Annotated in this window: 18 protein-coding genes and 1 pseudogene; 9 read left to right on the forward strand and 10 right to left on the reverse strand. The window is 73.0% G+C overall.

The window, feature by feature from the left end:
* Positions 1–166: 166 nt before the first annotated feature.
* Entirely contained in the window at positions 167–1,309 is a 1,143-nt protein-coding gene (gcvT, locus tag ACI2K4_RS16680; RefSeq protein ID WP_404512203.1) for a glycine cleavage system aminomethyltransferase GcvT, read from the forward strand.
* Positions 1,310–1,341: 32 nt separating this feature from the next.
* Here the strand turns inward: gcvT and ACI2K4_RS16685 are convergent, their stop codons facing one another.
* From ACI2K4_RS16685 to ACI2K4_RS16700, 4 genes and pseudogenes are all read right to left on the reverse strand, one after another.
* The gene (locus tag ACI2K4_RS16685) at positions 1,342–2,625 is read right to left on the reverse strand and encodes a DUF2314 domain-containing protein (RefSeq protein ID WP_404512205.1); all 1,284 of its coding nucleotides are present in this window, start codon (positions 2,623–2,625) and stop codon (positions 1,342–1,344) included.
* A gap of 66 nt (positions 2,626–2,691) precedes the next feature.
* Complete coding sequence (locus tag ACI2K4_RS16690; protein WP_404512207.1) at positions 2,692–3,465, reverse strand: adenosylcobinamide-GDP ribazoletransferase; 774 nt, start codon at positions 3,463–3,465, stop codon at positions 2,692–2,694.
* Between the two features lie 142 nt (positions 3,466–3,607).
* Positions 3,608–5,641 (reverse strand): annotated as a pseudogene (locus tag ACI2K4_RS16695) (bifunctional adenosylcobinamide kinase/adenosylcobinamide-phosphate guanylyltransferase); the annotation flags it as partial.
* A gap of 308 nt (positions 5,642–5,949) precedes the next feature.
* A complete protein-coding gene (locus ACI2K4_RS16700) occupies positions 5,950–6,921 on the reverse strand; it encodes a threonine/serine dehydratase (protein ID WP_404512209.1) in 972 nt (323 codons plus the stop codon).
* Between the two features lie 105 nt (positions 6,922–7,026).
* Here ACI2K4_RS16700 and ACI2K4_RS16705 point away from each other — a divergent pair, with 105 nt between their 5' ends.
* Positions 7,027–7,227, forward strand: a complete 201-nt coding sequence (locus ACI2K4_RS16705; protein WP_404512211.1) for a hypothetical protein — start codon at positions 7,027–7,029, stop codon at positions 7,225–7,227.
* A gap of 5 nt (positions 7,228–7,232) precedes the next feature.
* Positions 7,233–8,030, forward strand: a complete 798-nt coding sequence (locus ACI2K4_RS16710; protein WP_404512213.1) for a site-2 protease family protein — start codon at positions 7,233–7,235, stop codon at positions 8,028–8,030.
* A gap of 68 nt (positions 8,031–8,098) precedes the next feature.
* Here ACI2K4_RS16710 and ACI2K4_RS16715 read toward each other — a convergent pair whose 3' ends face one another.
* Together ACI2K4_RS16715 and ACI2K4_RS16720 are read right to left on the reverse strand one after the other, a co-directional pair.
* Positions 8,099–9,094, reverse strand: coding sequence for an aldo/keto reductase family protein (locus ACI2K4_RS16715; protein WP_404512215.1), 996 nt, complete (start codon positions 9,092–9,094; stop codon positions 8,099–8,101).
* 135 nt (positions 9,095–9,229) lie between these two features.
* Entirely contained in the window at positions 9,230–14,404 is a 5,175-nt protein-coding gene (locus ACI2K4_RS16720) for a WG repeat-containing protein (RefSeq protein ID WP_404512217.1), read from the reverse strand.
* 186 nt (positions 14,405–14,590) lie between these two features.
* Here ACI2K4_RS16720 and ACI2K4_RS16725 point away from each other — a divergent pair, with 186 nt between their 5' ends.
* From ACI2K4_RS16725 to ACI2K4_RS16735, 3 genes are read left to right on the forward strand one after another with little or no spacing between them, the layout of a single operon-like run.
* Positions 14,591–15,424, forward strand: coding sequence for an ABC transporter permease (locus ACI2K4_RS16725; RefSeq protein WP_404512959.1), 834 nt, complete (start codon positions 14,591–14,593; stop codon positions 15,422–15,424).
* Positions 15,417–16,238, forward strand: a complete 822-nt coding sequence (locus ACI2K4_RS16730) for an ABC transporter permease (protein WP_404512219.1) — start codon at positions 15,417–15,419, stop codon at positions 16,236–16,238. Before ACI2K4_RS16725 ends, ACI2K4_RS16730 begins: the two co-directional genes overlap by 8 nt.
* Positions 16,235–17,272 (forward strand): ATP-binding cassette domain-containing protein, encoded by a 1,038-nt coding sequence (locus ACI2K4_RS16735; RefSeq protein WP_404512221.1) that lies wholly within the window; start codon positions 16,235–16,237, stop codon positions 17,270–17,272. The genes ACI2K4_RS16730 and ACI2K4_RS16735 overlap by 4 nt, the downstream gene beginning before the upstream one ends.
* Here ACI2K4_RS16735 and ACI2K4_RS16740 read toward each other — a convergent pair.
* From ACI2K4_RS16740 to nadA, 3 genes are all read right to left on the reverse strand, one after another.
* Entirely contained in the window at positions 17,269–17,886 is a 618-nt protein-coding gene (locus ACI2K4_RS16740) for a DUF3043 domain-containing protein (RefSeq protein ID WP_404512223.1), read from the reverse strand. The genes ACI2K4_RS16735 and ACI2K4_RS16740 overlap by 4 nt on opposite strands.
* 115 nt (positions 17,887–18,001) lie before the next feature.
* A complete protein-coding gene (murA, locus tag ACI2K4_RS16745; RefSeq protein WP_404512225.1) occupies positions 18,002–19,357 on the reverse strand; it encodes a UDP-N-acetylglucosamine 1-carboxyvinyltransferase in 1,356 nt (451 codons plus the stop codon).
* 236 nt (positions 19,358–19,593) lie between these two features.
* The gene (nadA, locus tag ACI2K4_RS16750; protein ID WP_404512227.1) at positions 19,594–20,763 is read right to left on the reverse strand and encodes a quinolinate synthase NadA; all 1,170 of its coding nucleotides are present in this window, start codon (positions 20,761–20,763) and stop codon (positions 19,594–19,596) included.
* Positions 20,764–20,830: 67 nt separating this feature from the next.
* On the opposite strand from nadA, the gene ACI2K4_RS16755 reads away from it, so the two are divergent.
* Positions 20,831–21,985 (forward strand): glycerate kinase, encoded by a 1,155-nt coding sequence (locus ACI2K4_RS16755; RefSeq protein WP_404512229.1) that lies wholly within the window; start codon positions 20,831–20,833, stop codon positions 21,983–21,985.
* Between the two features lie 70 nt (positions 21,986–22,055).
* Here the strand turns inward: ACI2K4_RS16755 and ACI2K4_RS16760 are convergent, their stop codons facing one another.
* A complete protein-coding gene (locus tag ACI2K4_RS16760; protein WP_404512231.1) occupies positions 22,056–23,621 on the reverse strand; it encodes an MFS transporter in 1,566 nt (521 codons plus the stop codon).
* Between the two features lie 88 nt (positions 23,622–23,709).
* On the opposite strand from ACI2K4_RS16760, the gene ACI2K4_RS16765 reads away from it, so the two are divergent.
* Together ACI2K4_RS16765 and erpA are read left to right on the forward strand one after the other, a co-directional pair.
* Positions 23,710–24,105, forward strand: coding sequence for a MarR family winged helix-turn-helix transcriptional regulator (locus tag ACI2K4_RS16765; RefSeq protein ID WP_404512232.1), 396 nt, complete (start codon positions 23,710–23,712; stop codon positions 24,103–24,105).
* 111 nt (positions 24,106–24,216) lie between these two features.
* Positions 24,217–24,594 (forward strand): iron-sulfur cluster insertion protein ErpA, encoded by a 378-nt coding sequence (gene erpA, locus ACI2K4_RS16770; RefSeq protein WP_404512234.1) that lies wholly within the window; start codon positions 24,217–24,219, stop codon positions 24,592–24,594.
* Positions 24,595–24,714: the final 120 nt, after the last annotated feature.

Here is a 24,714-nt window from a genome sequence, read left to right on the forward strand (position 1 = left end):
TTGGCCGGCCGCGTTGTGCGCGGTCCGGCGACGAAGGTCTCCGGCGAACCTACCCGCCGGAGAGGTCGGATGTCCCAGCGACTGTCGCCGAAGGGATTCCGCCGATGCTAACCAGGAGGTCGAGCCGAGGTGGGGCAGGAGGTCAGGCCCCGGTAAGTTGCCACCCATGACCGACCTGACCACGGCCGCCGCCGACCAGTTGCACCGCTCGCCCCTGCATGATCGGCACGCCGCGCTCGGCGCCAAGTTCGCCGCCTTCGGCGGCTGGTCGATGCCGCTGGAGTACGCCGGCGGCGGGGTGCTCAAGGAGCACGGCGCGGTACGCGAGGCGGTCGGTGTGTTCGACGTCTCCCACCTGGGCAAGGCCCGGGTCACCGGGGCCGGCGCGGCCGACTTCGTCAACGCCTGCCTCAGCAACGACCTGGGCCGGATCGGCCCCGGCCAGGCGCAGTACACGCTCTGCTGCGACGACGAGACCGGCGGCGTGGTCGACGACATCATCGCCTACCTGCACGGCGACGAGCACGTCTTCCTGATCCCCAACGCCGCGAACACCGCCGAGGTGGTACGTCGCCTCCGGGCCGCCGCCCCGGCCGGGATCACCGTCACCGACGAGCACCGGGCGTACGCCGTACTGGCGGTGCAGGGGCCGCGCTCGGCCGAACTGCTCGACACGCTCGGGCTCCCCACCGGGCACGACTACATGAGCTTCTCCGCCGCCACCCTCACCACCTCCGTCGCCGAGCCGGTCGAGCTGGTGGTCTGCCGGACCGGCTACACCGGCGAGCACGGTTACGAACTGGTGGTCCCGGTGGCCGGGGCGACCGCCGTCTGGGACGCGCTCTTCGCCGTCGGCGAGCCGTACGGCCTGCGCGCCTGTGGCCTGGCCGCCCGGGACACGCTGCGCACCGAGATGGGCTACCCGCTGCACGGGCAGGACCTTTCCCTGGAGATCACCCCGGTCCAGGCCCGGTCCGGCTGGGCGGTGGGCTGGGGCAAGCCGGCCTTCTGGGGCCGGGAGGCGCTGCTGGCGGAGAAGGCGGCCGGGCCGCGCCGGCTGCTCTGGGGCCTGGCCGCGCAGGACCGGGGCATCCCGCGCCCGGGGATGCGGGTGCTCGACGGCGAGACCGGGGTCGGCACGGTCACCAGCGGCACCTTCTCGCCGACCAACAAGGCCGGCATCGGGCTCGCCCTGCTCGACACCGCCGCCGGGCTCGCCGAGGGCGCGACCGTGGAGGTCGACGTACGGGGGCGCCGCTCGGTGATGCGGGTGGTCAAGCCCCCGTTCGTACGGCCTTCGGTGCGCTGAGCCGCCTTCCCCTTCCCCGGGTCGGCGTCCGGTCAGCCGCGCTGGCCGGCGTCGAGCACCGCCTGGGTCCAGCCGCCCTCGATCACGTTGCCCCGGTCGAGCAACGCCCAGTCGACCACGTCGGCGGTCTCCACCACCACGGCGGCGCCGATCCGCACCGTCGGGTCGGCGACCGCGTCGCAGGCGCTGGTGCAGAGGATCTGCTCCGGCCGCTGCCACGAGTCGACGCCGGCCCAGACGAACTCCGGCCCCTCGGCGGTGGCGAGGCCGTACTTGACCAGCAGTTGCAGGTCACCGACGAGCGAACCGCCGAGGAACCGCTCGCGGATCGCGGAGAGCCCGGCGCGGGCGGTGGCGACCGCCCGGGCCATCGCGTCGTCGCTGCGGTCGTACCGGACGTCCGAGCGGGGCGCGCCGAACAGGGTGGTGCAGACCCCGGCGAAGTACCGGCTGGCCGGACCGGGGTGGCCGATCGGCGGCAGCAGGGTCAGGAACGAGTCGGCCTCGGGGTCGGTGGCCGGGTCCAGCTCCAGCCGCAGCGCGGCCGGGCCGGCGGCGTCGGACTGCCGGGGATAGCCGTACGCCACGGCGATGTCGTGGTCGGTGACCGTGGTAACCACCGGAAGCTGGACGAACGCGGGCACCTCGATCCCGGAGAGCCCGTCCGTCCAGGTACGCAACAGCCGCCGGGCCACCCCGGTCATCACCGCTCCCCAGCCCCGGGTGAGGTGGGTCGGCACCTCCTGCGCCTGCAACTCCAGCAGTCCGAACCGGCGCAGCCCCTTGGTGGTGAACCAGAGCCCGCCCTCGGCGGTGGAGTACGGCACCAGCACCCAGTCCACCAGCCGTACCCGGCCCTCCGGGTCGGGCAGTGAGCGCAGCGCGCTCGCCGGGTCGAGGAACCGCAGGCCGAAGACGTCGACCAGGTCGCCGCCGACCGCCTCCGCCATCGCCGCGCCGACCGCCCGGGCGGCCCACTCGTGCGCCGGTGGCCAGCCCGGCCGGTAGCTCGCCTGGACCACGACCAGGTTGTTGGCGTTGGCCAGCCGGCCAAGCTGTTCGTCGGTGGCGCCGAACGCGGTCAGCAGGTCCGGCGGCAACTGCGGGAACTCGGCGACCGGCCGCAGGTCGACCGTCATCAGCGGGCTGTCGAGCATCTGCCGGGCCAGGTCGTGGACGAGTTCGGTGACCCGGTCGCCGAGCGCCGCCATGGCCTGGGCCGGGGTCACCTCGGGCGGGGTCGAGACCGGTACCAGGTAGGTCGCGGTGAGCGACTCCGGTACCGGAAGAGGCAGGAAATCGTCCGTGATGATCATGACGCGCCCCGCTCGCCGAAAGTAGTGATTCTCTTTCGCGAACGCTACCGAAGATGGCCGTCCGGATCAGCCGGTCAGCACGAGACCGAGGTAGACCAGCGTGGTGGTCACCTCGACCTGGGCACCGAGCACGTCGCCGGTGACGCCACCGAGACGCCGTACCGTGTGCCGCAACAGCACCAAACCGGCGACCAGCGCGACCCCGACCACGACCGGTCCCTGCCACGGGCGGCCCGGCACGGCCGCCACCGCGACGCCCGCGACGGCGAGGGTGGCCACCGTCAGCGGCACCGGGCCGACGGTGCCGGCGACCAGCGCGCCGAGCCCGTCCGGTCGGGCCGCCGGCACGCCCCGCCGGCAGGCCCAGCTCACCGCGAGCCGACCCGCCGCGACGGCGGTGACCACCGTGGCGAGCAGCGCCGGCCAGCGCCGGTCCGGCAGGGCCGCGAGCGCCCCGGCCTGGAGCAGCAGTACGAGCACCAGGGCGGCGACGCCGAACGGGCCCACGTCCGGCTTTTTCATGATCTCCAGGGCGGCCGGGCCGGAGCGGTAGGACCCGAGCGCGTCCACCGTGTCGGCCAGCCCGTCCAGGTGCAGCCCCCGGGTGAGCAGCGCGCCGGCCGTCACGGTCAGCGCGCCGCCGACCAGTGCCGGGGCGCCGGCACCGGCGGCGGCGAGCAGGATCGCGGCGAGCACCGCGCCGAGCAGGGCACCGACGGCCGGGGCGAGCGCCATCGCCACCGCCGCCGTGGCCCGGTCCACCCGGCCGGCACGCACCGGCGCGATCGTGAAGGTGGTGAGCGCCAGCCGGGCGCCGGACGGGATCAGCCGGTCAGGCACCGCGCGGGGCGCCGTCGCCGGTCCGCGCGTCGATCCCGTCTCCCGGTGTGCCGTAACCGCCGGTCGTCGGCTGCGACGGCCGGTCCGGGTCGGTCCCACCGTCCGGCGTGGGCTCGGCCGGGTCGTCGCCGCCCGGGAACCAGTCGGTACGCGCGGGTCCCGGACCAGCCGGTTCCGGCTCGCCGAACTCCCCGCCGCCCGCTGTACGGTCGCCACCGGCCCGCCGGTCGTCCGGTCCCGGCTCTCCGTCGTCGGACGCCTGCCCGTCCCGCCCGGCGGCCGTCAAGTCGTCCCGCCCGGGAGCCGTCGGGTTGCTCCAGCCGGTGGTGGCCGGGTCGTCCCAGCCGGTGCTGGCCGGGGACGGGGGTTCGCCGGCCGAGCCGGCCAGGGACGGGTGTTCCCTGACCGAGCCGGCCAGGGTCAGCGCCGTACGCAGCAGTGGCAGGGTGGCCAGCGCGGTCGCTCCCTCGCCCAGGTCCATCCGCAGGTCGAGCAGGGGGGTCAGACCGAGCACGTCGGCCGCGAGCCGGACCGCCGGGTGGTTGCCGTGGTCGGGCAGCAGGCACCAGTGCCGGGACTGGCCGGCGAGGTCCCGGGTGACCAGGCCGGCGGCCACCCCGACCGGGCCGTCGAGCAGCACCGGCGTACGCCGGGCGGTGGCGCCGAGCAGGATGCCGGCGGCGATGGCGATGTCGCCGCCACCGAGTTCGGCCAGGATGTCCTTGGGGCCACGCGGGCTGCGCCGGGTGCGGTGCAGCGCGTCGCGTACCGCCCCGCAGCGGATCATCCAGGCCGCGTCGTCCACCTGGCCGCCGGGGCCGATCACCCGACCCAGCACGGCGGCGGCCTCGGCTCCCGCGGTGGCGGCCAGCACCGCCGCGGTCGCGGCCTCGGTGCCGGCGCCACAGGCGGCCAGCACGATCACCTCCACCCCGGCGTCAACCGCCTCCTCGGCCAGCCGCCAGCCGTAGCGCAGGGCCGACTCGACGGCTTCCGGGGTCAACGCGGGTCCGTGTTCGATCGGCGCGGCGGTCGGCGCGTCCACCACCTGCAGGCTCGCGCCGACCTCGGCGGCGAGCCGGGCGAGCGGGCCCTCACCGGCCCGCGCCTGGTCGGCCCGACGGCCGGACTCGCTGGGCACGCTGCCGGCCGACGCGCCGCCGTCGTGGTCACCGTGGAGCAGGAGTACGCGTACCGCCCGCCACGGGCGCGGGGTCGCCGTGCCCTGGGTGCCGGCGGCGAAACCGATCACCCGTTCGAGGTTGCCGAGCCCGGCACCGGGCAGGTCGAGCGTGGCGAGCCGGTCGATCGCCTGCGGTCCGGCGTACTCGTCCGGCATCGGCAGGTCCATCCCGGTCTGGATGACCAGGCCGGTGGCGACCATCGGCAGCATCATGGTCGGCGCGGTCCACGGCGAACCGTCGACCGGTGGCTCCGGCTCCGGGTCCGGCAGGTGCGGCGTGAGCACGGCCGGCGAGGCGGTCGGCGCCGGTTGGGACAGCGCCGCGTCGGCGGCGGGCCGGGCCGGGCCGGACTGGTTCGGCACCAGCCGGCCTGGCGTGGCGACCTGGCCCTCTGCGGCGGCTTGATTCGATCCGTTGGCGGCGGACCGGGCGGGTGGGGCCGGCTTGAGCCAGGCCGGTTGCCCGGCCACCACCAGCACAACCGCGTCGCAGACCTCGGCGACCGCGCGGTTGGTGGTGCCGAGCGCGTCGGTGAAGACCCGCCCGAGCGTGGTCGTCGGCACCAGGGAGAGCCCCACCTCGGGACTGACCAGCACCACCCGGGCGGCGCAGTCGCGGATCGCGGCGGCCAGCTCGGCGATGGTCGCCTGGTCGTCGGCCGGCTGGTGGACCGGGTCGAGCAGCACGGTCACCCAGCCGCCGAGGTCGTCGACGAGCAACGTCTCGTCCGGACCGGCCCCGGCGATCAACTCGGCCAGCCGGGACGGGTCGGCGGCGGTCTCCTCGGTGGTCCAGCCCTGGGGCCGGCGCCGCTGGTGCGCCTCGATCCGGGCGGCCCATTCCGGATCGTCGGGTTCGTCCGCTTCCGGGCGCCGCGCTGTCGCGACATAACGGACAGCGGCTGCCTCGCCAACGAGCGACTCGGCGAACTCGGATTTGCCGGACCGGATCCCGCCGAGTACGAGAACCGTGCTCCACCCGTCAACGGACATGCCCGTACCTTAGAGCGCCCGGTCGGGGACGCACCTGAGAGGTCGGCCACCGACCGGGATTACCCGACCTCGACCGTGAGCTGTGCTGTTTTGTACTACTTCGCAGCGTGCCACCTCACGCCTCCCACCCCCCCGGAACATCTCCTCCGCAACGTCGAGACGGCGTGCCTTCCAGGACCGACGACCTGGCGTGCCCCAGGGGCCGGGGGCGGCGTGCCCCACGACGGGATCAAGCTTGACCGCCCAGAGTGGGGCACGCCGCCCCCGACCCCACCCCCGCAGCCAAGACCAGCGTGATCAAACGTCAATCACCCGAGCCCGGCCAGGCTGGCCGGCGCCACGTTGCCGCCGGAGAGGACGAACACCACCGTCCCGCCCGGCCGGGTCCGCACCAGGCCCTGACGCAGCGCCGCGAGCCCGACCGCCGCCGCCGGCTCGACCAGGAGCTTCGTGCTGTCCAGCAACTCCCACCAGGCCGGTGCGATGGCCTCCTCCGCCACCTCCACCACCTCGTCGACCAGGTCCCGTACGTGAGCCAGGGTGTGCACACCCGCGAAGGGCGCGGTCAGCCCGTCGGCGAGCGACACCGGACGGTTCGGCAGCGTGGCCGGCTCGCCGACCCGCAGGGCGTACGCCACCGCGTTCGCGCCCGTCGGCTGCACGCCGACCACCCGGGCCGACGGCAGCGCCTGCCGGACCGCCGCCGCCACCCCGCTGATCAGCCCGCCGCCACCCACCGGCACCAGCACCAGGTCCACCTCCGCCGGGTCGACCCCCGGTCCCGCGAGCTGCTCCGCCAGTTCAGCCCCGACGGTGGCCTGGCCGGCGATCACGTCTGGGTCGTCGAACGGGTGCAGGATCGGGTAGCCCCGCTCCTGCGCCACCGTCCGGCAGGTGCCGAGCAGGTCGTCGGTGAAGATGACCTCGCCGCCGTAGCGGCGTACCGCCTCCACCTTTGTCACCACGGCCCGGGGTGGCATGCAGACCACGACCGGGAGTCCCAGCGACCGCCCGCCGAAGGCGGTGGCCGCCGCGTGGTTGCCGGCCGAGAACGTCGCCACCCCGGTCGGCAGCTCGCCCCGGGCCTGTCGGGCGAGCAGCGCGTTGAGTACGCCCCGGACCTTGAAACTCCCGGTGTGCTGCAGATTCTCGGCCTTCAACAGGACCTGTACCCCGAGGCTGTCGCCGAGCCGGGCCGACCCGAGCAGCGGGGTGCGTACGACCCGGCCGGCCAGGCGGTCGATCGCCGCGGTGATGTCGGAGCCGCTCACCAATCGCATCCCGGCACCCTACGTCCGCCCGCGCGGCCGCTGGCGATCGACGCCGGGTCCCGGACGGCTAGGCTTGCGGGGTCCGTCGGGGACATCGGTGAGGGGAGACACGATATGCCGTGGAGCTGGCGGTACGAGGGCCCGGACGGCCAGGCGGTGAGCGGGCCGGACGAGACGTTCGGCAGCCAGGCCGACGCCGAGTCCTGGATCGGCCAGACCTGGCGTGAGTTGTCGGCGGCCGGGGTCGCCACCGTGATCCTGATGGAGGACGACCGGACGGAGTACCGGATGAGCCTGCAACCGGTAACCGAGTGAGCCTGATGGGCTACGAACAGCCGGGACGGGACCGGCTCGTCCTCGGCGTACCGAGGGAGGCGTTCCGGCCCAGCCCCATCTTCCTGGCCCTGGTCGCCCTCTTCGTGGCGAGCGGCGTGATGGCCTGGAACGGGTTCGGCAACGTCCGGTTCGACGTCTTCCTCTTTGTCGTCTCGGGTTGGCTGGTCTCCCTCTGCCTGCACGAGTACGCGCACGCGATCGTGGCCTTCCGGGCCGGCGACCGGGGGGTGGCCCACCGGGGTTACCTGACCCTGAACCCGTTGAAGTACACCAACCCGCTGCTGTCGATCATCCTGCCGGTGGCGATCGTGCTGCTCGGCGGTGTCGGCCTGCCCGGCGGCGCGGTCTGGGTCGACCACCACCGGATCCCCGGCCGGCTCCGGCACACCCTGGTCAGCCTCGCCGGCCCGGCGACAAACGTGCTCTTCGCCCTGGCGCTGGTGCTGCCGTTCGCGTTCGACCCGGACGTGGCCGCGCACCCGGAGTTCTGGTCCGGCGTCGCGCTGCTCGGCTTCCTGCAACTCACCGCGAGCGTGCTGAACCTGCTGCCGGTTCCCGGGCTCGACGGCGGCAACATGCTCTACCCGTGGCTGTCGCCGCAGTGGCGGCGCGGCTACGACCTGATGGCCCCGTACGGGTTCCTGCTGCTGTTCGCCCTGCTCTGGAATCCGCGGATCAGTGGCTGGTTCTTCACCGTCGTCTTCACCGTCGGAGACTGGATCGGCCTGCCCGCCAATCTCTACGCCCTCGGCTACGACCTGATCCGCTTCTGGCAGGGCTGAGAGGTAAGGAAGGGCCCCTTGTTAACGCTATGCGTTAACAAGGGGCCCTTCCTTACCCGGCGGCGGTGTTACGGGCGGGCCGGGCTCTTGGTCCTGGCCGGGTCCCGCTCGGTGATCGGCGCGACGATCTCGTCGATCGCCTTGAGCAGGTCGGCGTCGAGTCTGACGCCGGCCGCCTTGACGTTGTCCGCGACCTGCTCCGGCCGGGTGGCGCCGACGATCGCCGACGACACGTTCGGGTTCTGCAACACCCAGGCGACCGCGAGCTGCGCCATGCTCAGCCCGGCCTGCTCGGCGAGGGGCTTGAGCCGCTGCACGGTGGTCAGCACCCCGTCGGTCATGAACCGGGCGATGGTGGAGGCCCCGCTCTTCTCGTCCGTGGCCCGGGAGCCGGCCGGCGGCGGCTGGCCGGGCAGGTACTTGCCGGAGAGGACACCCTGGGCCATCGGCGAGAAGACGATCTGACCGATGCCGAGTTCCTCGCTCGTTGGCACCACCTCGGCCTCGATCACCCTCCACAGCATCGAGTACTGCGGCTGGTTCGAGACCAGGTGGATCTTGAGCTGCCGGGCCAGCTCGTACGCCTCGCGGATCTCCTCGGCCCGCCACTCGGAGACGCCGATGTAGAGCGCCTTGCCCGAGTGCACGACGTCGGCGAAGGCCTCCATCGTCTCCTCGAGCGGAGTGGTGTAGTCGTAGCGGTGGGCCTGGTAGAGGTCGACGTAGTCGGTCTGCAGGCGGCGCAGCGAGCCGTTGATCGACTCCATGATGTGCTTGCGGGACAGACCCCGGTCGTTCGGTCCGGGGCCGGTCGGCCAGTAGACCTTGGTGAGGATCTCGATTCCCTCGCGGCGCTGGCCCTGGAGGGCCCGGCCGAGCACCGACTCGGCCCTGGTGCCGGCGTAGACGTCGGCGGTGTCGAACGTGGTGATGCCGTGTTCCAGGGCGGCTTGGACGCAGGCCAGCGCCGCGTCCTCCTCGATCTGGGAGCCGTGGGTGATCCAGTTGCCGTACGAGATCTCGCTGACCCGGAGACCCGAACGGCCGAGGTGTCGGAAGTCCATGCCCAGACCTTAACGGTTGCCGATGTCCGTTCAATGATCGACTTGGTTTGCCGGAATCTACCGATCTGAGTACCGGCTCGGTCCGCCGGAACCCTCCAGATCAGAGCATCGGCTCGGTCTGCGGGGACGTCCCGATCACAGCACCGGCTTGGTGTCGGCCAGCAGCCGGTCGATCTCGTCCATCACGTCGTTGCGGCTCGCGTGGACCGGATCCACCAGCAGTTCGCCGCGCCGGTCGAGCGCTCCCCACTGTCCGTCCGGTGTGGCGATCAGGAACGCCACCGGGTGGATCACCATCGCGGGGTACGTCGGCGACACGATCATCCGTCCGCTCCGGTCGACCACGCCCTTCCGGCCGCCCAGGTCCACGATGGCGAGCCCCTCGTCGGTGAAACCCTCGACGTAGCGCCCGTCGGTCAGGGCGGTGACAAACGCGGCGTACCGGGTCGGCAGCACCACCCGACCGGTCTTGTCGACCGCACCCCAGCCACCACGTCGGACCGCCGCCACACCGCGCCGGAACGGCCGTACGTCGTCGCAGCCCTGCCCGATCACCACCCGGTTGGTCCGGTCGATCGCGATCCAGCCCCCGGTGCCGTCCCGGGACACCCAGGCCAGCCCGTCGGCGAAGGAACCGACGCCGAGGTAACCCGCGTCCGACCCGATCAGCAGCTCACCGGACTCGTCGATCAGCTCCCAGGTGCGGGCCTCGGGCCGGCGTACCCAGGCCACCCCGCCGTGGAACGGCTGGGCGTCGGCGTAGCTCGGTGCCACCGCCGGCTCGCCGTCCGGTGTGGTGTAACCCCACCGCTGCATCTTCTCGCTGAACGTCGGCACCGGCGGCTGGTGCACCTGGAGGATCACGTCCCGGTCCCGGGGGTACGGCCCCCAGCCCTGCTGGGCCACCTTGCTGAACACCGCGTCGAGGGCGAGTTCGGTCCGGGCGATCAGGTCCGGGTCCTCGACCTTGCGCAGCTCCAGCGCCTTCTCGAAGTGGTTGCACGCCTCGATGTAACGGCCCTGGTCGTAGCAGGACCGCCCGGCGTGCTCGTGCATCGTCGCCCGCAGCCGGTCCGGCAACTCCGAGGAGTTCGCCTCCTCGAACAGCCGGTCGGCCTCGGCGAAGTCCCCGCGCCACTGGAGCACGTGCGCCAGCCGTGCCTGGGCGATGGCGATCCGCCGCAACTGGCCGGTCGCCTCCGCGTGCCCCAGGGCGAGCTTGCCGTCGGCGAGCGCCTTGCCCAGGTCGCCGAGAATCCGGGAGACCACCGCGCGGAGGCTGAGCAGCCGGGCCCGGGTCGGGTCGTCCTGCGCCGGTTCGAGCTTCTCGGTCAACCGGTCCCGGATCGCCCGCAACTCGTCCGGGTCCTCGACCAACTCACGCAGCGTCTCGTGGTGAAAGCGCCAACGGTACGACGAGAGCACCTGCTCCGGGTCCACGACCGGTGCCTCGGCCGCCTCCTCCGTCGAGGAGTCCTCCGCCTCGGCCGGCTCGTCCGGCGTGATGATCGGGGTGAGCATGGTCGGCGCGCGCAGTGCGGTGGCGGCACCGGCGGCCGGACCCTCCGGTGCTGGCAGCACGGTGTCCGGGCTTGCCTCGGCCACCGGCGAGCCCGGTGCGGAGGTGGCGAGCGGCGGCCCCGACACCGGCACCGGGTCCTCCGGCATCGGACCGTCGTCCGGGTCCTCACCGCCGCCGGTCGGGTGTTCCGCCGGGGCGGTCTGGGAGGCGGGTGCGACCGGCGACGGGTGCTCGTCGGGAGCGGGCGTGCCGTTGTCGTCCGGGGTGGATTCGGTGGTGGCCGGTCCGCTGCCGACCGGTCCGGTGGCGGGCAGCTCGGTGTCGGCCGGTCCGGTGTGGGCTGGTCCGGTCTCGGTTGGTCCTACGGGGTCCGGCGGGGTGGGTCCGGTGGGGGCGACGTCAGACGTGCCGGCTCCCGTCCAGGGGGCCTCCGTCGCCGGCAGGTCGCCGATCGTGGTGGTCGGACCACCGGCGCCCGCTGCCGTCGGCCCGGTCTCCGTCGCACCGGGGTTTGCCGCATCGGCCTTCGCTGTACCGAAGTTCGTCGCGCCGGGGGCTGTCGCGTCGGCCTCCGCCGCACGCGGGTCCGCCGGCTGCCGTACCTCGTCAGCGGGTCGTGCCGGTCCGCCGGAGGTGGACGCTTCGCCGGGTCGGCCGCTTCCCGCCGCCGGCTCGACGGCGGTGGTGTCGAAGGGCTCGACCGCGATGCTGCCGGCCGGCTCGATCGTGATCCCGGCGTCCGGTCCGGACTGGTGTCCCAGATCGCCGCCGGGCGTGGCGCTCGCGGAGGGTTCGGACGTGCCGCCGTCGTACCACTCCGCAGTCGTGCCGGGCGTGGCGCTTGCGGATGGTTCGGTCGTGCCGTCGTCGTACCGCTCCTCGGCCGTCGGGTCCCGGTTCGCGTCCAGGTCCGTGGGGCCGCCCGAGTGGCCGTCCACCGAGGACGGCTCCGTGGTCGTGGCGACGGCCGGGGCGGGCGACTGCGGGGCGGGCTCGGGCTGCTCGAAGGAGTCGGGCGGGGCCGCCGGTGGCGGCGTCGGCTCGACCGGCGTACGCGTGTCCGCCGGTTCCGCCGGAGCGGGAGTGGAGGGGCCGGCGGAGGCTACGGACGTGGCCGGGGAGGGTGGCGGTTGGGGCGCGGGCAGGAACTCCAGGCGTAGTCCGGCCGCCGGTGGCACGGCGACCGGCGTACGCGGTTGCTCGTCGTCGGCCGGGCGCGTCGGTGGCGCCTGCGGGGCTGGTGGCTCCGGCTCGGTCTTCGGCGCGAGCCAGGCGGACACGGGTGCACCGGTCGGTGTCGGGTCACCGTCCCGCTCGGCCGGACGCTGGCTCGGCACCGCCGGCTCGACCGGAGGTTCGGCGGCCGGCTGCTTGCGCCGCTCGCGCGGTGGTGTGAAGAGGTCGGCACCGCTGAGCAGTGGCTCGTTCGGGACCGGCGGTCCGGACACCGGGTCGGCCGACCGGTCCCGGTACGTCGACGGGACCTCGGGCATCGGCCAACCCGCCTCGGGGCGCGGTTCCGTGCCGCGCCCCTGATCCGCCGGCCGGTCGGGGCGAACGGGCGCGGTGGGGTGCTGACCCGGGACGGGTCCGCGCTCGGGGAGTGGGGGCCGGGGGCCGGGGTCGGGCAGGCGCTGACCGTCCGGCGAGGACGGATCCCGGCGTACGGCCGGACCACGGTCGGGGGACCGGGCGGCGTCCGGTGCGGGCCCGTTGCCCGTACGGCGGTCACGCTGCGGCAGGACGCCAGGCTCGTGGCCCCCGGTGCCGGGACCCGGTCGGCGCGGGGCCTCGGCGGCCGGTGGGTAGCCCGGTTCGGCGCGATCGGGCCGCTCCACCGGACCGTCGTTCCGACCGGCGCGGGCGGGACCGCTCGGGGCGACCGGCGGGCGGGGTTCCGGCGCGGACCAGCCCGGCGCGGCGGGGTGGGGCCGACCCGTGCCGTCGGGCGCGCCGGACCGGGGTGCGGGCGGCGCGGACCGGCTGTCCGGCGGGGTCGACCTGGCATCGGTCTGCCTCGTGTCCGGTGCGGTCGGACGACGTCCCGGCAGCGCCTGGGTCTCCTCGGGTCCGGGCTCGGGCCTGCGCCCGGCCGACCGCTCGTACGGGTCGGAGGGAGCGGGGCCGCCCCGAGCCCGATACTGCGGGTGCTCCCGGGGCTCCCAGTCCGGCGGCGGTCCGGCAGCGGGCCGGCGGTCCGGCCGTTGTGGCTGGTCCGGGCGCTCGCCCGTGCGGTACTCGCCCTGACCCGGCCCGGCTGGTCCAACACGACCGGATCCGCCCGGGTGCGCCGGGCTGACCGGGTGCGCCGGACCCGGCGGGTAGGTGGGGCTGGCCGGGTGCGCCGGGCTGACCGGGGCGGTGGCAGCCGGTGGGTAGGCGGGGCTGATCGGTCGGTCGGGGCTGACCGGGCGTCCCGGGCCCGCCGGACTGACCGGGTGCGGCGGACCCGCCGGGCTGACCGGGTGCGGCGGACCCGCCGGGCTGACCGGGCGTCCCGGACCCGCCGGACTGACCGGGTGCGGCGGACCTGCCGGGCTGACCGGGTGCGGCGGACCCGCCGGGCTGACCGGGCGTCCCGGACCCGCCGGGCTGACCGGGTGCGGCGGACCCGCCGGGCTGACCGGGTGCGGCGGACCCGCCGGGCTGACCGGGTGCGGCGGACCCGCCGGGCTGACCGGGCGCGCCGGACCTGCCGGATGGGCCGGGCTGACCGGGTGGGCGGGACCGGTCTGCTGCGGTTGGCCGACCGGGCGTAGCGGGGGGAGTGGACCGCCCCAGTGTTCGGCCCGGTCCGGTGCGGTCGGCGGGCTCCAGCCGTCGGAGGCCGGACGCCGGCCCTCGCCCGGCGGACGTTGACCCTCCGCCGACGGGCGGCGGCTGTCCATCCGGGGCGGTTGCTCCTCCGCCCGTCTGCGCGGGTCGTCACCGCGTGCTGCTTGCTCGTCCGACCACGCCCGCTGGTTCTCCCGCCGGGGCGCTCGCTCGTCGTTCCAGCGTGGGTCGTCCCGGCGTGCTGGTTGGTCGTCGTTCCAGCGCGGGGCGTCCCGGCGCGGTGGCTGCTCGTCGTTCCAGCGGGGATCGTCGCGGCGTGCTGGTTGGTCGTCGTTCCAGCGTGGGTCGTCGCGGCGTGCTGGTTGGTCGTCGTTCCAGCGGGGATCGTCGCGGCGCGGCCGTTGGTCGTCATTCCAACGCGGGTCGTCCCGGCGTGGCCGCTGTTCGTCCGAGGGCGGATAGGCGCGGTCGAAGCGGGAGGGCCCGCCGTCCGCCGGCCGGCGCTGTCCCCGCTCGTTCGGTTGCCCGTAGCCGGGCGCATCCCGCTGACCGGGTGGCTGTCCGTGAGCGGCGGGTCGGCCGTACTCGGAAGGCTGTCCGTAACCGGTGTCGCGACCGCGGTCGCGACCGGAGGCGGTGTCGCGACCGCGGTCGTAACCGGCCTGGTCACGGCCGCGATCGTGTCCGGCGGCGGGTTCACGGCCGCGATCGCCGTACCGGTTACCGGCCGGGTCCGAGTCCGCGTACCCCGAGCGGGGACCGTATTGCTGCTGGCCACGTGGGTGGGACGGGTACGGCTCGTCGGAGTGTGACGACTGGTCGTCGGCCGGATGCACCTCGGCCCGACCCGAGACGACCGACGCCCGCCCGGAGGGGCGCTGCGGTCGGCGCTGCGGCCCGGGGTCGCCGGGATAGCGCTGACCGGGGAACGCGGGCTCCCACTCGGAGGTGGGTTCGACCATCCAGGAGGGCTCGGGTGGATCGCCCCACCGGTCGCGGTAGCGATCCGTCATGATTCGACCCCGCTGAGGTGGGGCGCGCGGCGCGGCCGTCGGAACGGCTCGCGTCGCTCACTCACGGCGGTGTCACCTCGTCGGAAAATTCTCTGTGGGCAGCCCGGGATGCCGGATATCGTCACCCGGCTTGCTGCAGCGTGGTCGCGGAAGGAGGGTAACGGCGTGGGCTCGGTCACCGCCACTGTGCCACCTTCGATCGCGGGAAACATCATCCTCTGGTTCCGGACATTTACTGCGATAACCGGATCAGGGTACCGGCGCCATTCAACGTACCGGCAGGCGACGTTCGCGGGTGCCTTCACGAACATCGTCTTCGGGTTTCTCCACTGCTACATCTTCCTCGCCGTGGCGAGTGGTGCCGGCGGGCGGGCGGGTGGCTACGACGCGGCCCAACTGGCCACCTTCGTCTGGGTCGGACAGGGGCTGCTCGCCGTGGTCGGGCTCTGGGGCTGGACCGAGTTGGCTGATCGGATCCGGACCGGCGACATCGCCAGCGACCTGCTCCGTCCGGTCTCCCCGGTGGTCAGCTACCTCGCCACCGATCTCGGCCGGGCGGCGTACGCGGTGCTCACCCGCTTCGTCCCGCCGGTGCTCACCGGTCCGATCTTCTTCGACGTCTACCTGCCGACCCGGTGGCCGACGACGCCGCTCTTCCTGGTCTCGATGGTGCTCGCGGTGGTGCTCTCGTTCGGTTGCCGGTACCTGGTGAACGCCTCCGTCTACTGGCTGGCCGACGTACGCGGTCCGATGCTGCTCTGGACCCTCTGTTCCGGCGTCCTCGCCGGTCTCTACTTCCCGCTGCGCTTCCTGCCCGACTGGGCGTACGTCTCGCTCTGGCTGGCCACGCCGTTCCCGAGTCTGATGCAGACCCCGCTGGACGTGCTGGTCGAACGCGACGGTGTGCGGACCCAACTCGGGCTGGTCGGGCTGCAACTGCTCTGGGTCCTGGTGATCCTGCTCGCCTGCCGGACGGTGCAACGCCGGGCCGAGAGTCGACTGGTGGTGCAGGGTGGCTGACCGGGGACGCGGCCCCGGCCCGGCCGCCGGCTACCTGGCACTGTTGCGCGGGCAGGCGAGGTCGCAGGCGTCGTACCGCACCTCGTTCGTGGTGGACCTGGTCAGCAACGTCGGCGCCACCGTCCTGGACGTGCTCACGGTGCTGGTGCTGTTCGGGGTGACCCGGACCCTGGGCGGCTTCGACGTACGCGAGGCGATGGTCATCGTCGGCTTCTCCACCTGCTCGTTCGCCACCGCCGACCTGACCGTCGGAAACATCGAGCGGGTCCGGCAGTACGTCCGGTCCGGGTTGATGGACGCCGTACTGGTCCGGCCGCTCGGCGCGCTGCCGCAGTTGCTTCTGATGGACCTGCCGCTGCGCAAGGTCTCCCGGGCCCTGTTCGCGCTCTCGGTGCTGGTCGTCGCGGTGGTCGCGGCCGACGTCGACTGGACCCCCGGGCGGGCGCTGCTGGTCGTCGTCACCCCGCTGGCCGGGGCGGTCTTCTTCGGCTCGATCTTCGTGGCGTCGGCCACCCTGGCGTTCTGGTGGATCGACTCGGGCGAGGTCGGCAACGCGTTCACGTACGGTGGTCGGGACTTCACCGCGTACCCGATCACCGTCTACGGTGGATGGTTCCGGGCGATTTTCGCGTACGGCCTGGGCTTTGCCTTCGTGGCCTACTACCCGGCGCTGGCGCTGCTCGGCCGCACCGACCCGCTCGGCCTGCCGGCCTGGGCCGGGTGGGCCGCGCCCGGAGTCGCGCTGCTCGCCGCCGTCATCGCCGCCGCCGTCTGGCGGACCGGCATCAGGCACTACCGGAGTACGGGATCGTGACTGACGTCATCGAAGCGCGCGGACTGCGCAAGGAGTTCACGGTACGGGTGAAGGCCGGTCGGCTGCGCCGGACGAAGAAGGTGGTCGCCGCCGTCGACGGGGTGGACCTGACCGTGGCCCGGGGCGAGATGATCGGCTACATCGGACCGAACGGCGCCGGCAAGTCCACCACCCTGAAGATGCTGACCGGCGTGCTGATGCCCTCGGCCGGGGAGGTACGCGTCTGCGGCCTGACCCCGGTGGCGCAGCGTACCCGGCTGGCGTTGCGCATCGGTGTGGTCTTCGGCCAGCGTTCGCAGCTCTGGTGGGACCTGCCGCTACGCGACTCGTTCGACCTGCTGCGGCACATCTACCGGGTGCCGGCCGCCGAGCACGCCGCCCGGCTGCGCCGCTGCCGGGACCTGCTCGACCTGGACGGCTTCCTGGACACCCCGGTCCGCCAGCTCTCGCTCGGGCAGCGGATGCGCGGCGAGCTGACCGCGGCACTGTTGCACGGGCCGGAGGTGCTCTTCCTGGACGAGCCGACGATCGGGCTCGACCTGGTCAGCAAGCAGGCGGTCCGGGAGTTCCTCGGCGAGCTGGGCCGGACCGGCGACACCACCCTGCTGCTCACCACGCACGACCTGGCCGACATCGAGCGGCTCTGCCGGCGGCTGGTGGTGATCGATCACGGCCAGGTGGTGCACGACGGCGACATCGAGGCGCTGCACGCCAGGTACGGCTCCCGTCGCCTGGTCGTGGTCGACCTGGACGAGCCGCTCGCCACTCCACCGGTGCTGCCCGGGGCGCCGGTACGCCGGATCGAGGCGGACGGCCGGCGGCTCGTCTTCGAGCTGGAGTCGGTCACCGCCGGGGCGGTGGTGGCCCGGCTCGCCGGGCTGGCGTCGCTGCGGGACATCGCGATCGTCGAGCCGGACATCGAGGACGTGGTCAGCCGCCTCTACCGCACGCCGGCCCCGACCGTCCCGCCGTCGGGTCCGATCCCGTCCCAGGGGACGGACCCGGACCGCGCGGCGGTCGGCGGCGAGGGTTAGATCTTGTCGCCGATGTTGACCTGGGGGGTCGGTGCCCGCATCCGGCGGAAGGTGATCGAGCGCATGATCGCGTAGAGGTAGAGCGAGCCCATCCGCTGCCCGGTCTTCGGGAACCGCTCCTGGACCAGCTTCCTGATCCTGCGGGAGATCAGGATCGAGTCGACCACCACACCCAGCGCGAGCGCGCCCCAGAGCAGGTTCGACACCAGCCGGACCACCGGCGGCATCGCACCCGACGAGCCGATCAGCACGATCAGGGCGCCACCGAAGAACCAGGTGCCGACCGTACGCCGGGAGTCGACCACGTTACGGGCCAGCACCTTCTCCGGGCCCCGGTCACGGGGACCGCCCTCGCGGCGGAACTCGGCCGCCGCCTCGGCCCGGGCGGCCCGGCGACGCTCCCGGGCCTCCTGCTTGTTCGCCGGTGGCCGCGTCTCGACGGCACCCGGTCGACGCCCGGCGCTCGGACGCTTCGGCGTCTCCTTGCCGAGTTCCTTCTTGCTGGGCGTGTAGCCCCGGGGGCGGGCGGCTTCGGTCGCCTCGTCGGAGGTGGTCACCAGGGTGACGTTCTCCTCGACGAGGTCGGTTGACTTACGGCGAAACAACGACGGCACGGATGAAGGGTAGCGGGCGGCTGACGCCTCCCACACATCACGGTGCGGGAGGCGTCAGCGTGACCGCCGTCAGGGTGCCCTACGGGCACCCGGTGCCGGTCCGGTGAAGATCCGGTTACGGGCGCTCGACGTGGGCACCGAGGTCGGCGAGCTTCGCCTCGAAGTCCTCGTACCCGCGGTTGATCAGGTCGACCCCGTACACCCGGGAGGTGCCCTCGGCGGCCAGTGCGGCGATCAGGTGGCTGAACCCGGCCCGTAGGTCGGGGATGACCAGGTCGGCGGCGTGCAGCTTGCTCGGCCCGGCGATCACCGCCGAGTGCTTGAAGTTGCGCCGGCCGAACCGGCACGGGGTGCCGCCCAGGCAGTCCCGGTAGACCTGGATCGTGGCGCCCATCTTGTTCAGCGCCTCGGTGTAGCCCAGGCGCTGCTCGTACACCGTCTCGTGCACGATCGACAGGCCCCGGGCCTGGGTCAGGGCGACGACGAGAGGCTGCTGCCAGTCGGTCATGAACCCCGGGTGTACGTCGGTCTCCAGCGCCACCGCCTGGAGCTCGCCGCCCGGGTGCCAGAACCGGATGCCGCCCTCCTGGCCGGGGTTGCCGAGCTTCGGCGCGCGGGCGTCGGTGACCTCGTACGCGCCGCCGACCGAGCGGAACACGTTCAGGAAGGTCATCATGTCGACCTGCTCGGCCCCGAGCACCTCGACGTCGCCGCCGGTCGCCAGGGCCGCCGCGGCCCAACTCGCCGCCTCGATCCGGTCCGGGATGGGCCGGTGGGTGTAGCCCTTGAGCCGGGGCACACCCTGGATCTCGATCACCCGGTCGGTGTGGACCTTGATGATCGCGCCCATCTTCTGCAGGATCGCGATCAGGTCGACGATCTCCGGCTCCACCGCCGCGTTGCGCAGCTCGGTGACGCCCTCGGCCATCACGGCGGTGAGCAGCACCTGCTCGGTCGCGCCGACGCTCGGGTAGGGCAGTTCGAACTTGGTGCCGTGCAGGCCGCTCGGGGCGGTCAGGTGCATGCCCTCCGGCGCCTTGTCCACGACCGCGCCGAACTGTCGCAGCGCCTGGATGTGGAAGTCGATCGGCCGGGGGCCGATGTGACAACCACCGAGGTCCGGGATGAACGCGTGGCCGAGCCGGTGCAGCAGCGGCCCGCAGAACAGGATCGGGATCCGGCTCGACCCGGCGTGCACGTTGATCTCGTCCGTGCTGGCGCTCTCCACGTTCGCGGGGTCGAAGACGAGCTCGCCGTCCTCGTCGCCGTCGCTGACCTTCACGCCGTGAAGCTCCAGCAGTCCCCGGACGATTTCGACGTCGCGGATGCGCGGCACGTCGTACAGGCGGCTCGGGGTGTCGCCGAGCAGGGCGGCGACCATCGCCTTCGAGACCAGATTCTTGGCGCCGCGGACCCGGATCTTCCCCGACAACGGGGTACCTCCGTGTACGACCAGAACGTCGTCGGTCAACGCAACCTCCAGCGGATAGGTGCTGCCGGGTAAGGGGTGCGGGGCGGCTGAGCGTCACTCACGGCCGTAGCCCGTCGGGGGGCGCAGCCGCACGTCGTACGGCTGGCTCTGTGTCGCCTGGGCAGCATAGCGCTCCGTGACCGAAATGGCGTTGGTCACCCCGACCTAAGTGGCATGAAATCGGGACGTCCGCGCTTATCGGTACAGCGATCATTACTTTGGGTAATTTCCTCTGCTCACGGAAGTGCGAGCATCTGGTCCAACGCCACCCGAGCGTGGTGCGCGGTGTCGGGGTCGACCGTGATCTGGTTGACGACCCGGCCGGCGACCAACTCCTCGAGCGCCCAGACCAGGTGCGGCAGGTCGATCCGGTTCATCGTCGAGCAGTAGCAGACGGCCCGGTCGAGGAACATGATCTGTTTGTCCGGGTGCGCGTTGGCGAGCCGGCGTACCAGATTCAGCTCGGTGCCGACGGCCCAGGCCGTGCCGGCCGGCGCGGCCTCGATGGTCTTGATGATGTACTCGGTCGAACCGACGAAGTCGGCGGCCGTGACCACCTCGTGCCGGCACTCCGGGTGGACCAGCACGTTGACCCCGGGCACCCGGGACCGGACCTCGTTCACGCTGTCCAGGGTGAACCGGCCGTGCACCGAGCAGTGCCCGCGCCAGAGGATCATCTTGGCCCCGCGCAACTGCTCGGCGGTGAGCCCGCCGCCGGGCTTGTGCGGGTCGTAGAGCACGCAGTCGCCCGTCTCCAGCCCCATCTCCAGCACCGCCGTGTTCCGGCCCAGGTGCTGGTCGGGCAGGAAGAGCACCCGCTCGCCGCGCTCGAACGCCCAACGCAGCGCCCGCTCGGCGTTCGACGAGGTGCAGACCACACCGCCGTTGCGGCCGACGAAGCCCTTGATGTCCGCCGAGGAGTTCATGTACGTCACCGGCACGGTCGAGCCGGCGACGCCCAACTCCTCCAACCGCTCCCAGGCCGTCTCGACCTGCGACAGCACGGCCATGTCCGCCATCGAGCAGCCGGCGGCCAGGTCGGGCAGGATCACCCGCTGCCGGTCGGTGGTGAGGATGTCCGCGCTCTCGGCCATGAAGTGCACGCCGCAGAAGAGGATGTACTCCGCGTCCGGCCGGGCGGCGGCCTCGCGGGCCAGCTTGAACGAGTCGCCGGTCACGTCGGCGAACTGGATCACCTCGTCGCGCTGGTAGTGGTGGCCGAGCACGAACACCCGCTGACCGAGGGCCGCCTTCGCCGCGGTGGCCCGGGCCACCAGGTTCGGGTCGCTCGGCGGGGGAAGCTCCCCCGGACAGTCCACGCCACGCTCGCTGTCCGGGTCGGTCCCGCGACCCAGCAGGAGCAGGGCGGCAGCGGTGTTTGACGGCTCTACCCAGGTCGAAGTCACGCCCCCCATGGTCCCACAGCACGGGCCGGCCGCAGCGCTCACCGATGTGGGCTGCCACACTGCCGGGATGCGGGTTCTGATCTGTCCAGACAAATTCGCCGGTACTCTCTCCGCCCCCGAGGTGGCCGCCGCGGTGATCGCCGGCTGGCACGACACCGCCCCGGGGGACGACATGGTCGCCCGTCCGCTGGCCGACGGGGGTCCGGGCTTCGTCGAGGTGCTCGCCAGCGCGGTGGCCGGTCGCCGGTTGCCGGTGTCGACCGTCGATCCGCTCGGCCGTCCGGTCGAGGGCGAGATCCTCGTCACTGATCTTGATGCTGCGGTGGGTGGACCCACCGCCTACGTGGAGAGCGCCCAGGCGTGCGGGCTGCACCTGCTCGCCACCGACGAGCGTGACCCGAAGGTCACCACCTCGTACGGGCTCGGGCTGCTGGTCGCGGCTGCGGTCGAGGCGGGCGCCCGGCGGGTGGTGATCGGGCTGGGGGGCTCGGCCACCAACGACGCCGGTGCGGGAATGCTCGCCGCGCTCGGCGCCGCCCCGCTGGACGAGACCGGCCACGCCCTGCCGTACGGCGGAGCCGTGCTGACCGCCGCCGCGTCCCTGGGCGGCACACCCCTGCTGCGGCAGGTGGAACTGGTCGCGGCCACGGACGTGGACAACCCGCTGACCGGCCTGCACGGCGCCTCGAACGTGTACGGCCCGCAGAAGGGCGCCAGCCGCGAGGACGTACTGCTGCTCGACTCGGCGCTGGAGCGGTTCGCCGCCGTACTGGAGCGGGAGCTGTCAACCTGCCCGCCGGAGCTGGCCGGGCTCCCCGGTGCCGGTGCGGCCGGGGGACTCGGGGCGGCGATCCTGGCCCTCGGAGGCCGCTGCGAGTCCGGTATCAAGCTGGTCAGCGACATGATCGGCCTGGACGCCGCGCTCGACGGGGCGGACCTGGTGATCACCGGCGAGGGGTCGTTCGACCACCAGTCGCTGCGCGGCAAGGTGGTCGCCGGCATCGCCGGTGCGGCCCGCGACCGGGGCGTGCCCTGCGTGGTGCTCGCCGGCCGGGTCAGCACCGGTCGGCGCGAGGCGGCGGCGGCCGGGGTGACCGAGGCGTACAGCCTGGTCGACCACTTCGGCGGCGAGGAGCATGGCGGGGTCGAACAGGCGATGACCCGCCCCGCCGAGGGCCTGCGCGCGGTCACCGCCCGCCTGGCCCGCCAGTGGAGCCGCTGAGCGGCGCTTGCGGTGTAAGGAAGGGCCCCTTGTTAACGCTATGCGTTAACAAGGGGCCCTTCCTTCGCTTTCAGGCGCGGCCGATGCGCTCCAGTTCGGCCTGGCGGTAGTCGGCCCCGGGACGGTCGGTCGGGGTGCCCCGGCGGCGACCCCGCCGGTCGAAGACGCCGATCGCCGCGATCAGCAGCCCGAACACCGCGATCCCGCTGACCAGCCCGATCGCCGGGTAGAACGAGTCCGGTACGTGTCCGGGCGCGGGCGCGTCGCTGGCCAGGACCGCGGTCACCCCGGCCAGGGCGATCGCCCCGCCGATCTGGAACGCGGTCTGCACCAACCCGGAGGCGAGTCCCTGCTCCTCGTCGGCGACCCCGGAGGTGGCCTGGATGTTCAGGGTCGGGAAGGTGAGCGCGAAGCCGGCGCCGAGCAGCAGCATGGTGGGCAGGATCACGCCGAGGTAGTGGGCCTCGCCGTCGATCCGCAGGAAGAGCAGGTACGCGGCGAGGAAGGCGACGAACCCGCCGGCCGCCACCCGGGCGGTGCCGAACCGGTTGACCAGTCCTCCGGTCCGGGGTCCGCCGAACGCCACGATCAGCCCGGCCGGCAGGAACGCGAGCGCCATCGCCAGCGGCGACCAGCCGAGCACGACCTGCACGTAGAGCGTGCCGATGAACTGGAAGCCGATGTAGGAACCGGTCACCGCGAGCGCACCGAGGTTGGCCCGGACCAGGGCCCGGTTGCGCAGGATGCCCAGGCGTACCAGCGGGTGGGCCACCCGCCGCTCGATCGCCACGAACGCGACGAGCAGCACCGCCACCAGGGCGAAGGCGCCGAGCGTACGGGCCGAGAGCCAACCGGCGTTGGGCGCCTGGACCACGGCGTACACCAGGAGCAGTAGGGCCGCGGTGGAGGTGGCCGCGCCGCCGAGGTCGTAGCCGGCACCCGCCGGACGCTCGGTGCGGTGACGCGGGATCAGCCGGATGCCGGCGATCAGGACGAGCAGGGCGATCGGCGCCGGCAGCAGGAAGGTCAGCCGCCAGCCGGCCTCGGTGAGCAGGCCGCCGAGGATCAGGCCCATGGAGAAACCGCTGGCGCCGCAGGCGGTGTAGAAGCTCAGCGCGCGGTTGCGGGCCGGCCCCTCGTGGAACGTGGTGGTGATGATCGACAACCCGGCCGGCGCGGTGAAGGCGGCGGCGACGCCCTTGACGAAGCGGGTGCCGATCAGCAGGTTCGGGTCGTCGACCAGGCCGCCGAGCAGTGAGGCGACGGCGAACACCCCGATCGCCCAGAGGAACACCTGGCGGCGGCCGAGCAGGTCGGCGGCCCGGCCGCCGAGCAGCAGCAGGCCGCCGTAGCCGAGCACGTAGCCGCTGACGATCCACTGCAGGCTGGAGTTGGACAGGCCCAGGTCGGCCTGGATCGAGGGCAGCGCCACCCCGACCATCGAGACGTCGAGGCCGTCGAGGAAGAGCGCGCCACAGAGTACGAGCAGCGTGCCGTAGAGGCGGGCGGTCATCTTCGGCCCACCGGCGGCCGTGTCCACCGGCCCGGTGCCGGTGTCCCTCCTGCCGGAGGTGGTCGCGTCCGGCCTGGTCAGCCGGGATGGTGGCCCGCTGTCGGGCGTGCTGGAAAGTGCCATGTCCAGGAACTTACTTGCACGCGCATCTAATGCACAAGCAATAAGTGCTTGAACACATTTTGCTTGGGCATGTGGTAGCATCCGGGGCGTGTCCGAGGACGACCTGCTTGTCACCGAATGGCGCCAGCTCGCCAGTCGGTATGCGGCGGCCTCGTGCGCGCTCGAGCGGGAGCTACAGGATCGGCACGGACTCGGCATGAGCGAGTTCGAGGTGATCGACCGGCTCGCCACGAGCGCGGCGGCCAAACTCCGGATGCAGGAGCTGGCCGAGCTGGTACACCTGAGTCAGAGCGCGTTGAGTCGGGCGGTGGCCCGGCTGGAACGGGACGGACTGGTCTGCCGGGCACTCTGCGAGCAGGACCGGCGTGGCGTCTTCGTCACACTCACCGACGCGGGCCGGCGGCGCCAGGAAGAGGCGCGGCCCACCCAACGGGCGGTGCTCGAGGCGAGCCTCGGTCCGGCACCCGTGCCGGCAGCCGGGTGACCCGCACCTCACCGACCTACAATTAGATCCGAACCACATTGGGAATGGCCGGTCAGAGGGCTAGCGTTGGCCAGTACGGACCCAAGACACCGTCGCAGGGGAGACTTTCACGTGACCACGCCAGTGCAGACCGAGTCGACTGAGTCGACCGAGGCAAAGGCCCCAAGCAGCATCGTCCTCACCGACATCGCGGCACAGAAGGTCAAGGCCCTGATCGAGCAGGAAGGCCGCGACGACCTGCGGCTGCGCGTCGCCGTACAGCCCGGTGGCTGCTCCGGCCTGCGTTACCAGCTCTTCTTCGACGAGCGTTCGCTCGACGGTGACGTCGTCAACGACTTCGGCGGTGTCGAGGTGGTCGTCGACCGGATGAGCGCCCCGTACCTCACCGGCGCGACGATCGACTTCGCCGACCGGATCGACGCCCAGGGCTTCACCATCGACAACCCCAACGCGCAGAACTCCTGCGCCTGCGGCGACTCGTTCCACTAAAACGCACGCGGTGGGCGACCACCGCGCATCGCAGCACCGTCAGCGGGGCTCTTCCGCCGCCGCCGGTCGACCCGACGTATCCGATACGCCGGGCCGCCCGGGGCGCCGGAGGGGCCCCGC

Origin of the sequence: Micromonospora sp. NPDC050397, assembly GCF_044901685.1 — a bacterium.
Taxonomy (GTDB): domain Bacteria; phylum Actinomycetota; class Actinomycetes; order Mycobacteriales; family Micromonosporaceae; genus Micromonospora_G.